This is a genomic window from Chryseobacterium takakiae (assembly GCF_900129385.1).
GTDB lineage: Bacteria > Bacteroidota > Bacteroidia > Flavobacteriales > Weeksellaceae > Chryseobacterium > Chryseobacterium takakiae.
The window spans coordinates 1-10,503 of the sequence record NZ_FQVO01000026.1 but is presented as its reverse complement, the minus strand read 5'-3'; the positions used below and the strand labels follow the sequence as shown (position 1 = coordinate 10,503).

Sequence of the window (10,503 nt, the reverse complement as noted above, 5' to 3'; positions counted from 1 at the left end):
ATGCGAATTACTCCTGTTTATTGATGAAAAATATCCAGTGAATGCGGTTGCAATGTCAGAATGTACCGTTATGAAGGTATCTAAATCAGATTTTATATGAATGCTGGAAGATCATCGCGATGTATCGGAAAATGTACATAAATATATTTCTTACCGGTTGTATGAAAAGTTTATTATGATGCAGAATCTTGCAGCTCACTCTGCTGAAACAAGAATTAAAGGTATTCTTCAATATTTTAAAAATTATAGTAATGATGAGTCTTTATACTCTTATGAGATCAAGTTGACCCGTCAACAGCTTGCCAGTTTAAGTGGTCTGAGGGTCGAAACGGTTATAAGAAGACTGAAGAAGCTTGAAAAGGACAAGCTTATTAAAATACAAAATGGTAAAGTCTATTACTGATTAATAACCAACCCACATCCTGTATACTAAGAATTAGGGTGCCAGATTAAGTGAACATGCACGCCTCTTAAGTAATTCACAGTAAAATCTAGCATTTCTGCAGAGAAATTGTTGAAAAGATATTATTATAAAAGTACGGAGGCCAGGGAATAGATTTGTTTGGTTGGACTGGATACTCCGGTATGACTTTTGATATAAAAATAACACACCACATTACAAAATATTACTATCTAATTCAAATTTAAAACAAGCTGTTTCTAGTGAAATGGCTTGTTTTATGAGATAGATTATCAAGAATTGCTTTTTATAATACAAAAAAATTAAGGTCAGATTTCAGTACCAATTAAATCTTGACAAAAGTTTTTAGATGGATAATTACGTGAAAATTTCGCTAATGGCTTTCTTGGTAAGCTCGTAATTGTAAATCTTTTCCATATTAAGTTCAGAGGGAGTCTGTTCTGTTTTACAATTGATGCAGTGTACGCCGATCAGAGGTTTTTGAAATTCATGTTTACATAGGTCGTTCAGGCAGTAGAATACTTTTCCCGGTTTATCATAATCAACACCAAGATTTTTAAGTTCCATACTGCATTTCGGGCATATCATTTTTTCTCCTTGCCAGAAGCTCTGTTCTGTTGCTACATAAGCGCATCTGAAGTGATGGATCAGGACCCTTACCTGAAGATTGTGCTGCTTGCATTGAGGACATTCTTCCCTGTAGTTCAAAAATCCGGAATAGCATTTTTTACAGATATGCGAAGTATCAACATAATTCCTTCTAAGAAAGTCATTTTTGTAAGCGCTGTTCAGAAGAGCCCTGCCATTTGCATAGGATTCGGTAGCACCATCATAATATGCTTCTATTCTTGGGTAAGAATATCCGCTGAGAGACTCTGAGCTTTCGTAAAATTCAATGTCTTTATTTCTTGAATAATAATACATCAATGTTCTTTTCAGTAAATCATCTTCAGAAAAAGAAATTGAAGGATTAAGATTTTTAACGAAATTTAAAATAAATCGTATATAGGGTACTTTGTTTTGTATATCCAGTTCTTTGATATAACCGTCACAAAGCTGTTTAAGATTATAATTTTTATATTCTTTGTAAACTTTTTTTAAGTCTTTCTGCAGGAAAACAGGCTTTAGAAAAACTTTCGGATCCGGATGTCTGATCAGTGAAACCAAGAATTTCCTTACATTCCAGGCTTTATCGTTGTTAATAATCCAGATGTCTGCATTGTCTGCATCTGGGATTTCATTTCTGTCAATACAGTTATCCAGCAATTGTGCGCTGATCCCGTTTTCGAGGTTCAGTATTTTGTCAGGCATAGATTAAATTTTAGTTTTCTTACTTTTACCGGAATGTTATTGATCTTCACTTCCGCCCAGGACTTTGTCTATGGGTAGAATATCAATCATCATCCCATACTTGTTGTCATTAAGTTTTGTTGTTGGGGGTATTGTCTTTAATCTCTGAAATGGAGTAAATTTTCTTTATCTGTCCCGTAAGCATTTTGTTAAATCATTATAGTAGTTTTATGGCTATCGCTGCCTTCATAAATTCATCCAGATCGCTTAAGTCAATATATGTCTGTAGAACCTGCCTTTATGAACAATTGATGTAATAACGTCAGGCTTATAGGCAACCTGTCTGTTTGCAACCCTAAAAATTCCGATATTATTGAAATAATACTAATAATATTGTTATATCAAATAGCCATTTAAATCTAAATGGCTATTGAAAATTACTTGTACAAGACTAATAATATTTAAATGATGCAAGGTTTATATTAATCATTACAATTTATTATTAACATCCGTAAATGTTCCGGTAATGGTTGAAGTACCGTTTTTGGTAACTGTCCCGTGAATGGTAATGGATGAATTGGTTCCGATAAATTCAATTTTTGATCCCTGATTAATGGTTAGGTTTCCGAAAATCGTTACATTTCCTTCAATTTTCCAGTTGGCGTTGCTGTTAAGGATCATATGCCCATAAGTTGTAAGGTTACCTTTCAGGTTAAGGAGCGCACCACTGTTGATATTAAGTGAGTTCCATGGGTTGCTTTGTGTACCCTGATAAAACTGCCCGTACATATTGAATGTTGAATTGCTGTTCAGGTTAACTCCCTGAGAAGCTGTTAATGCCCCGCACCAAGTAAGAGTCTGGTTTACATTGATTCCCTGAAGGCTCTTTGTTCCGGAGTATTCTAATGTTTGTCCGGAGTTCACATTCAGCCAATCACTTCCGTTGTAAACTGCATAACCAGAACAGTTGGGAGCACCACTTTCAGGAGCTACGGTTTTAATAATTTTTAATCCTCCGGTTCCTGTTGCAACGAAGATATACTCCCCTTTACTCATTACGAAATTAGAAGAACCTGTTAAATCAAGCGAACCCATAAGTTTAAGCTGATTATTATCCGTAGTATAAACATAAAGACCGGCCCCTCCATTGGCTACAAATATCCTTCCTGAATTTACAGATACTGCATTGCTTACAATATCCGAAGGATTAACACCCGGAACCTGTGTAGGTAAAGAAAGCGTTTGAAGTTTTGTTCCTGAAGTTAAGTTATAAACCCCAACTCCATTATATCCTTCCGAAACCAATAATTTCCCGTCGATAAAATCAATCGTTCTTTTAGCTTCTGCCACATCTGTGGAAGTTGAGAAAGAAGTGATTAAATTAAGACCATTTGCATCATAAATTTTTACACCTTCCGTTCCGCTCAATACAACAATTTTATTGTTGTTATATCCCAATGCTCTGAGATCACTAAGAGGGATCGACATTTCAATTTGCTGACTGCTTTTATTAAGCTGTGCCAAAACACCCGTCGCTCCTGAAACAGCATAGTATTTTGAGCTGCTGGAAGTAACATCCGTTCCTACCTTACCGTTAAGTACAGTCTGCTGAAGTGTGTTGGTAAGCATACCACCGTTAAGCGTCATACTTCCTACAAAAGCAGGTGATGATGCTCCCGAAGCATAAATATCTTTAGCACCTGCAATATATAATTTACCGTTATCGTATCGTACAGAGCTTACATCTGTATCCGGGAGGATTGCCTGCATGACAAGCTGCGGAGCATTCGGATTTGTGATATTTAAAACCTCGATGGCTCCAAGATAGGTCTCGCCTTCCGTATTATAGGAAACATAAGCATAATTTCCTTCCACTGAAACATGAGTTGCTCTTAATGTTTTTCCGTTATAAACCGGCGGTGCTACTTCAGCTACCAATACGAGGGGAAAATTACCTGCCTGAACTGTTTTACCACCGGAACTTGGTTTCATATCCAGCACACCGGCATTTCCAAAGTCGATTCTTTTGCTTAATGTACCGGCATCAGAACTTAAAATAGGACCCGTTTCCTGCTGATCCTGAATTTCGTCGCCATCATTCCGGCAAGATAGAACTGTTAGAAAAGTAAGTGCAGCGATGTACGGTAAAATTTTTCTCATAAGATTATTTATATATTGCAAAGAAATGATTTTTATAAATTTTTAATTTTATACGATTGTAACGCTAAGTTAAAATTCGTTTACTATTTGTTAAATCGTTCTATTTTCAACTCTACAAATGTACAACATCGGAAAAGGGGTCTTTGTAATAGAACATGCATGTTTATGTAGTAAAATAACTACATTGATTAATTCTTAATAAAAATTGTGCTTCCCTTTTGTTCTAGTCCGAGAATATATTTTTCTTTTATTCATTAATAATTTTATAGCTAATATTGCTAATTAGTTTTTTCAAGACCTTACATCTGTTCATCCAAGAAACTGAGATTATAGACTATCAAACCATTGATAAAGATCTAATGAAGATGCAATATTTAATTTTTTTCGTAATCTATTTTTCCTGTTTTGTATAGCCTTAGGAGATACATTCAAAAATTTTGCTATTTCTTTGGTATTATATTTCAATTTTAAATAAATACAGAATGTAAGTTCTGTCCGAACTAATTTTGGCTGGCGTATGAGTAATTTTGAGCAAAATACAGGCGCACTTAATTTAACGGTCTTAATCAATAAAGGAGAATTTTTCTCAGCTAATACTATAATTTTACTTTTAACATCATCCCAGTCATCAAATTTATTGTTCATCTTTATTAATATATAATTATATATAAAAATAAGATTTTATCATTAAATATAGACCAAATTATCTCCATTTAGAATACACTTTTATTTATTGTTTATATATTTAAATTATAAAGTCACGAAATAAATTCCTTGAAGGAAATTCGTAAAACAACGCCGGCTTTTCAACCTTAGCTTGAAAAAGTAGAAAAATTAGATATCCTGATCTGCAGAAAACATTTTTTATGTAAATTTAGTATATGAAGGATTTAAAATTAAATGCCCGTATTGTTGTAGCAGATGATCATGGTATTGTCCGGATGGGTCTGGTACAAACAGTCAAAAGACTAAGGCCTGATGCGCAGATTTCAGAAGTAGAGGATTATAAATCATTGTATAAGATAATTCTTAAAGAAGAATTTGATTTGGCCATTATGGACGTTAATATGCCTAATGGCACTGTCCAGGAAGCAATACATTACATCAAAATTCATAAACCTGAATTAAAAATTTTAATATTTTCTTCTCAAGATGAAGAGCTATATGCAATGCGTTACCTAAAGATGGGTGCCGGTGGCTACCTGAGTAAGCAAAGCTCCCCTGAAGTAGTTAAGGATGCTGTGACGGCAATGCTTGATAAGGGCAGATATTTCAGTGATAATGTGAAGGAAGCGATGTTTTTAGAATCATTAACCGGCGCAACAAAAGATTCTCCGTTTGAAGCGTTATCAGATCGCGAACTGCAAATTGCCAATAAGCTTGCAGAAGGTCTTCCTCTCAAAGAAATTTCTAATCAGCTGAATATCCATTCTTCAACGGTCAGCACTTACAAAAACAGGCTGTTTGAGAAGCTGAAAATCCGATCCGTACCCGAGTTGGTGGAAATTCTTAGGCTTTATAAATAACTGCCACATAATATGCTGTCGGAAAACAAACCAAACATTCAGCGAAATATTATTTTGGCAAATTGTATCACTAACGATTTTTGAGACTGAACTTATTGATTTAGCTGCTTTCATAGTTTCTACAACTTTTAGTAATCTCAATTTGAATCTCTTGAAATTTAAAAGTTTAGAATTCATCAAACATTCAGCAATTAATAAATGGGAGAAATATTTAATCCATTTCAAACTTTTGTCATTTTTACTCAGATGTGCAACCTCAAGAATTCTGAACTATGAATCCTAAATAAAAAGTTCTTCCCGAGGGAAAAACTTTTTAAAATTTGATATTGAGATACTTTTTCTTCTGCTGGTAAATCTGGTACTATAATATAGCACCCTGCATAAAAAGGAATACATACTCCTGTCTCGGGGCAATAGTACTTTCCAGGAGGACATTTTGAAATCGATGCTGCTCCTTTAATTTCTTTCAGGTCTTTTCTTGACAGGATTTTTAAGTTTTTCATAAGAATAGAGTTTGGTTTAATGACAAAATTGTTTAATTTGATATTCTCAAAGTTAATCAACATTTATTATTTTTTAAAATTATTTACATTTAAATTCTATTTCCAGTTAATGAATCTATTTGCTCCACGGTTCCTACTCTAACTTCTTTCAACATTTAGAAAAAAGACTATATAATACTGCAAGTATTGCAAAAATATAATTCTTCTTTCTTTCGGTTTTCGATAATTTTTAGTTATATAATTATTATAACTAATATATTTAATTAGCGATCCTATGTTTCAAATACCAAACATTCCGCAATTTGCACTCTAATCGTTTGTGAGATTACATTGATGTCATAATAATGTTTGGTATTGTTAACCAATAAGATTTTAAAAGTGGTTTTAAACCACTTTGGTGTATATTGTGTTTTCCCGACTGAAGAATAGGAAGTCGAGATTTTTATTGTAAATTACAACATAAAAATTTTATATGAGAACAGAAATTCAAACTTATTTTCAATTGAAAAAAGATTTAAATTAGACTTTCCTGACATGTCCGATTATGAGAGATTATCTTTGGCAGTATAGATTCAAAGAAATCAGATTATCGAAAATGGTCTTAATATTAGTAGTAATGATAGTCATCCCTCTGCATATGAAGTAATTGCTATATCACTAGGATTTAATGAAGCTAATGAAGATGTTGGAGTTGGCAGAACCCTGAAAGAAATCTTAGAAGCTCAGAGAATGAAGACTAATGATTAAAAGCCTCAATTATGAGGTTTTTTATTTTGTATTGTTTATATTTTCTAAAATAGCGTTGTAGTTTTCAACCGAATAAAAACTAGTTCCTGTATTTAACATTACTGTACATCCTTCACCATTATTTACTGGTTCCAATGCTACTATATGGTTAATATTAACCATTAAAAACACATCTTTACTTCTGAAAATTTGTACGAACATATTATTATATTTTTTACAAAGATACCTACAATATCTGTAAATACTTTCTAAAACTTTCAGAATAAGCAAGCAGGATCAAATCTTTCCATAATCCGTCGCATCCAAATAATAAATTCTGTCCTTTCGATATTCATAACTGTAATTTTTGATGTAATTTTTTTTGAATAGTTGATCAACTTTATTGTGGTAAAATTGGATAATGAACATCAGATAAAATCATTATCTTTTCATAGTCCGAAAAGATTTTCACAAAAAATAAAAAAGAACTGGGAATATAATTGATTACTTTTAACATACAATCTTTAAATTTGTTATGAATGAAAATATGGGTTATGTTAATATTATCTAGCACATGATGAATACATTTACGTGATAGAAAATTTGAAGTGACAATCCAATTGTCAAAAAAAATGGAAGAAGAAATTGCAATCGAAAACATTATTTTTCTTAACGATATTTTAAACGAAGCTTACAAAGATTACATTTCGATCGAGCTTGACGAACCAGAAACAAAAGACCTTCTGTATACAAGCAAAATCCACTTACACTCATTTACAGAAAATAGAAAATGTTCTGTGAAGTACTGTAGAAAAAAAGCTGTGAAATCCCATTTGTTTCAGGAATCACTTCTTAGAAAAAATGCTCATAATGGGCACTATCTTTATCCTGCAGCTGATCTAGATAAAAGAAAAATTAAGATAAGTAAAGTCGGAATAAATAAGGCTCTGACATTTCCTGGATTTTGTGAATTCCACGAGAATATGTTTGAGTATGAAAAAAAAGAACAGCTGGAATATGATCACGAATTACAAACTTTAATTTATAAAGCGATTTGTTATCATCATATCTACTGGGACATCGTCCTCAAAAAAACTGAAAGCAGTGTAGAGAAACTCATTGAGAAAAGATATGAAAAGTTTGAAAAATTTACCAATGGCAAATATAGAAGTTTATTCAATTTACTGAATATAGAATTTAAAGATTTTCATTTTGCAGATTCCAGACATAAAGATTTTGAACAACTTCTAAAAAAAAGAAAAAAGATAGTAAATGATGCTTTGAAATTCAAAAGACTGATTTGGCAGGATATTATATTAGATAAGGAGGAAAATTTAAAATCTCATATAATTGAAATAGATAAAGTGATTCCAATTTTCTTTAGTTATTTGGGGAATTTAACGATTAAAAATGAGGACTTATCATTTGATGATAATGCATGCCTGATTATTCATCCTTTTAAAGAAAGTACAAAGTTAATTTTCACAACAAAAACTGAAAATTTCAGTACTCTAAAAAAACTTCTGGATAGATTAGATATAGAATCGGCATTACACTTTATTTTGTCATCTCTTTTATATGTATCAGATAATTGGTTGATAAATGAAGAATTTTATAACAAATATTTACCTGTTAAATTAAAAGAAGCTCTTGAATCAGCAAATTTTTTACCTTTAAAACCAATATAATATAACAAGAGATGATAGATAATACAATCATAAACTTACTAAAACATTTTACTGATAAAGATTATAAGATTCCAATTTACAGATCTATTCATTTTGAAAGACTTCTGGAGATGTTGCTGTATGAGAATAGTGTCCTGGTCAAATCGGGAAGTTGATCAGCGTTCTGAACTCTTATTTCAGGATTGAAAAGTATTGTTTTGGCTCCTTTTCTATAAATTTTATTTTCTATTGTAATCGCAGTTTGTGATTTTTCAATAGTTATTATATAGAGCCTTTTCCCATGATGAGAATATATTGATGCTTTACTTCGGGGCACGGAGAAAGTAGGTCTAATGCTTTATTGGTAACAGGGCTTGTGGAAATCTTCACTCAGCCCTGTGATATTAGGGTATCCATAGTGATTGTTTTTATCCAGAATCAGGTCAAAGGTTTACAAGTCCAAATAATCAGTGACCGTTTTTTAATACTTTTTAGTTATATAATTATTATATTTGAATAATCAATTAGCGAATTGCTGCTGTAAAATACACCAAACATTCAGCAACTGCAATCTAATCATTTTTTGAGAATTAATACAATATTTCTGACCCTTGGTACAACGAAGGGTTCGAAACACGAAATGTAAATACTATGCGAATTATGATGCAGAATTTAGCTGTTAATTTAATTCCGGTCAATTATCAAAAATTTCTTATTGCCATAAATATTTTTAAATATTGCATTGAAATTATTCTAGTTTGCCGGTAAGCGCAGCCTCTAAAACATCCCTGTTATTTTCTCCCCATTTCTCCAGGCTCATAATCAAGGGCAACAGACTTTTTCCAAGAGGTGTCAACTGATATTCGACTTTAGGAATTTTCGTGTCGAATGTACATTTCGTAATAAATCCATCCTGAAGCAGTTCATCCAATTGCCTGGTCATCACCCTCCTGTCTGCAGATATTTTTTTTTGCAGAGCGCCGGGCCTAATGATGCCGTCTGAAATATAGAATAAAAGCATTAATTTCCATTTTCCACTCAAAAATTCTTTAAACAGATGCAGTCCACATTCGGTTCTGACAGGAATTTTCTTTTTGTACATAAAATCGGTTAATAAATTACAAATATGATCCGCACAAATTTGTGCGTAATTGACTTGCCTCTCCTAATACAATAATATTGCATCATATTATAAAGAAAGAAATAATGATCAAATTTACGTTTTTGGTACAGAAGTTACCAAGTATGAGTCTCGAAGAATTTATAGATTACCACAAAAACATACACGCACCTTTATTCTGTTCCATCCCGGAGACAGAGCTTTATGTTAGAAAGTATGTAGTAAACCATCCTATCGTCGCAGAAGGTTTTCCCAAGCCGTTGTATGATGCCGTTGTGGAAATCTCGTTTGATTCATTTGAGGATTTCAACACCTTCTTCAATTCAGAAAATTATCTAACAAAGGTTCATCCCGATGAGCCCAATTTCTTTGACACGGTAAACTATATTGCCATGGCAAACAAGGAAACTGTCGTTAAAAGTGATACATAATTGACCGGTTTATTAATAACGTACATCTGTTATCAGCCAGATGTGCGTTACTCATTAACAAAATGACAAATTAAACCAGAAAATAATTGGCTCAGTCACACCCTGTTTCGATCATCTCTGTCAATTGTATTGAACTGATATTCAGCTAGTTGGCATAGTGTGAGACTTTTTTAAATTGCTTGTAATCACGTTGTAGTAAAACTTTAAATCTGTTAGCGTAATATAGATAGTCAAACTGCACATCCTTTAGATTTTAGTCAATTTATAGTATTATAATATCATTTTTCTTATAGCTGTTTATAAATTAGCAATGTAATATTTCATAAAGTATTTTATCTAAATTTACTAACTTTAAAGTAAAATAAACACTGCTCTATGCTCATTAATCATGATTTACTTAACTCTTACGGAGGCGAAATTATTACTTTTAAAACAAACGATTATATATTTCAAGAACAACAAATACCAAAGTGTTATTATCAAATAATTTCAGGACATATCAAACTAAACCATTTAAGTGAAGATGGCAAAGAACTTATTCAAGGTATTCATTCTACTGGTGAAAGTGTATGCGAATTACTCCTGTTTATTGATGAAAAATATCCAGTGAATGCGGTTGCAATGTCAGAATGTACCGTTATGAAGGTATCTAAATCAGA

Annotated in this window: 10 protein-coding genes; 5 read left to right on the top strand and 5 right to left on the bottom strand. The window is 32.3% G+C overall.

Going from position 1 to position 10,503, the window contains the following annotated elements:
* Positions 1–100: 100 nt before the first annotated feature.
* The gene (locus BUA76_RS18795; RefSeq protein WP_072886338.1) at positions 101–403 is read left to right on the top strand and encodes a Crp/Fnr family transcriptional regulator; all 303 of its coding nucleotides are present in this window, start codon (positions 101–103) and stop codon (positions 401–403) included.
* A gap of 375 nt (positions 404–778) precedes the next feature.
* Here BUA76_RS18795 and BUA76_RS18790 read toward each other — a convergent pair whose 3' ends face one another.
* The 3 genes from BUA76_RS18790 to BUA76_RS18780 all read right to left on the bottom strand — a co-directional run bounded on the left by BUA76_RS18790 (position 779) and on the right by BUA76_RS18780 (position 4,516).
* On the bottom strand, positions 779–1,732 hold the full coding sequence (locus tag BUA76_RS18790; RefSeq protein WP_072886337.1) for a TackOD1 domain-containing metal-binding protein: 954 nt from the start codon (positions 1,730–1,732) through the stop codon (positions 779–781).
* Between the two features lie 468 nt (positions 1,733–2,200).
* Positions 2,201–3,871 (bottom strand): LVIVD repeat-containing protein, encoded by a 1,671-nt coding sequence (locus BUA76_RS18785; RefSeq protein WP_072886336.1) that lies wholly within the window; start codon positions 3,869–3,871, stop codon positions 2,201–2,203.
* A gap of 327 nt (positions 3,872–4,198) precedes the next feature.
* On the bottom strand, positions 4,199–4,516 hold the full coding sequence (locus tag BUA76_RS18780) for a helix-turn-helix transcriptional regulator (RefSeq protein ID WP_072886335.1): 318 nt from the start codon (positions 4,514–4,516) through the stop codon (positions 4,199–4,201).
* Positions 4,517–4,752: 236 nt separating this feature from the next.
* On the opposite strand from BUA76_RS18780, the gene BUA76_RS18775 reads away from it, so the two are divergent.
* Complete coding sequence (locus tag BUA76_RS18775; RefSeq protein WP_072886334.1) at positions 4,753–5,397, top strand: response regulator; 645 nt, start codon at positions 4,753–4,755, stop codon at positions 5,395–5,397.
* Positions 5,398–5,639: 242 nt separating this feature from the next.
* Here the strand turns inward: BUA76_RS18775 and BUA76_RS18770 are convergent, their stop codons facing one another.
* Positions 5,640–5,900 carry a bacteriocin-like protein gene (locus BUA76_RS18770; RefSeq protein ID WP_143149957.1) on the bottom strand — a complete coding sequence of 87 codons (261 nt, stop codon included), beginning with the start codon at positions 5,898–5,900 and terminating at the stop codon, positions 5,640–5,642.
* Positions 5,901–7,258: 1,358 nt separating this feature from the next.
* On the opposite strand from BUA76_RS18770, the gene BUA76_RS18760 reads away from it, so the two are divergent.
* Positions 7,259–8,314 carry a hypothetical protein gene (locus BUA76_RS18760; protein ID WP_072886331.1) on the top strand — a complete coding sequence of 352 codons (1,056 nt, stop codon included), beginning with the start codon at positions 7,259–7,261 and terminating at the stop codon, positions 8,312–8,314.
* A gap of 727 nt (positions 8,315–9,041) precedes the next feature.
* On the opposite strand, the gene BUA76_RS18755 is transcribed toward BUA76_RS18760, so the two are convergent.
* On the bottom strand, positions 9,042–9,395 hold the full coding sequence (locus tag BUA76_RS18755; protein ID WP_072886330.1) for a winged helix-turn-helix transcriptional regulator: 354 nt from the start codon (positions 9,393–9,395) through the stop codon (positions 9,042–9,044).
* Between the two features lie 104 nt (positions 9,396–9,499).
* Here BUA76_RS18755 and BUA76_RS18750 point away from each other — a divergent pair, with 104 nt between their 5' ends.
* Together BUA76_RS18750 and BUA76_RS18745 are read left to right on the top strand one after the other, a co-directional pair.
* Positions 9,500–9,844 (top strand): EthD domain-containing protein, encoded by a 345-nt coding sequence (locus BUA76_RS18750; RefSeq protein WP_072886329.1) that lies wholly within the window; start codon positions 9,500–9,502, stop codon positions 9,842–9,844.
* A 375-nt stretch (positions 9,845–10,219) separates the two neighbouring features.
* The coding region (locus BUA76_RS18745; protein ID WP_143149956.1) for a Crp/Fnr family transcriptional regulator at positions 10,220–10,503 on the top strand (284 nt) is incomplete at its 3' end.

Excerpts from the sequence above, each read along its gene's own strand:
- BUA76_RS18795 (WP_072886338.1), top strand. The coding sequence starts at position 101 with ATGCTGGAAGATCATCGCGATGTATCGGAAAATGTACATAAATATATT.
- BUA76_RS18790 (WP_072886337.1), bottom strand. The coding sequence starts at position 1,732 with ATGCCTGACAAAATACTGAACCTCGAAAACGGGATCAGCGCACAATTG.
- BUA76_RS18785 (WP_072886336.1), bottom strand. The coding sequence starts at position 3,871 with ATGAGAAAAATTTTACCGTACATCGCTGCACTTACTTTTCTAACAGTT.
- BUA76_RS18780 (WP_072886335.1), bottom strand. The coding sequence starts at position 4,516 with ATGAACAATAAATTTGATGACTGGGATGATGTTAAAAGTAAAATTATA.
- BUA76_RS18775 (WP_072886334.1), top strand. The coding sequence starts at position 4,753 with ATGAAGGATTTAAAATTAAATGCCCGTATTGTTGTAGCAGATGATCAT.
- BUA76_RS18770 (WP_143149957.1), bottom strand. The coding sequence starts at position 5,900 with ATGAAAAACTTAAAAATCCTGTCAAGAAAAGACCTGAAAGAAATTAAA.
- BUA76_RS18760 (WP_072886331.1), top strand. The coding sequence starts at position 7,259 with ATGGAAGAAGAAATTGCAATCGAAAACATTATTTTTCTTAACGATATT.
- BUA76_RS18755 (WP_072886330.1), bottom strand. The coding sequence starts at position 9,395 with ATGTACAAAAAGAAAATTCCTGTCAGAACCGAATGTGGACTGCATCTG.
- BUA76_RS18750 (WP_072886329.1), top strand. The coding sequence starts at position 9,500 with ATGATCAAATTTACGTTTTTGGTACAGAAGTTACCAAGTATGAGTCTC.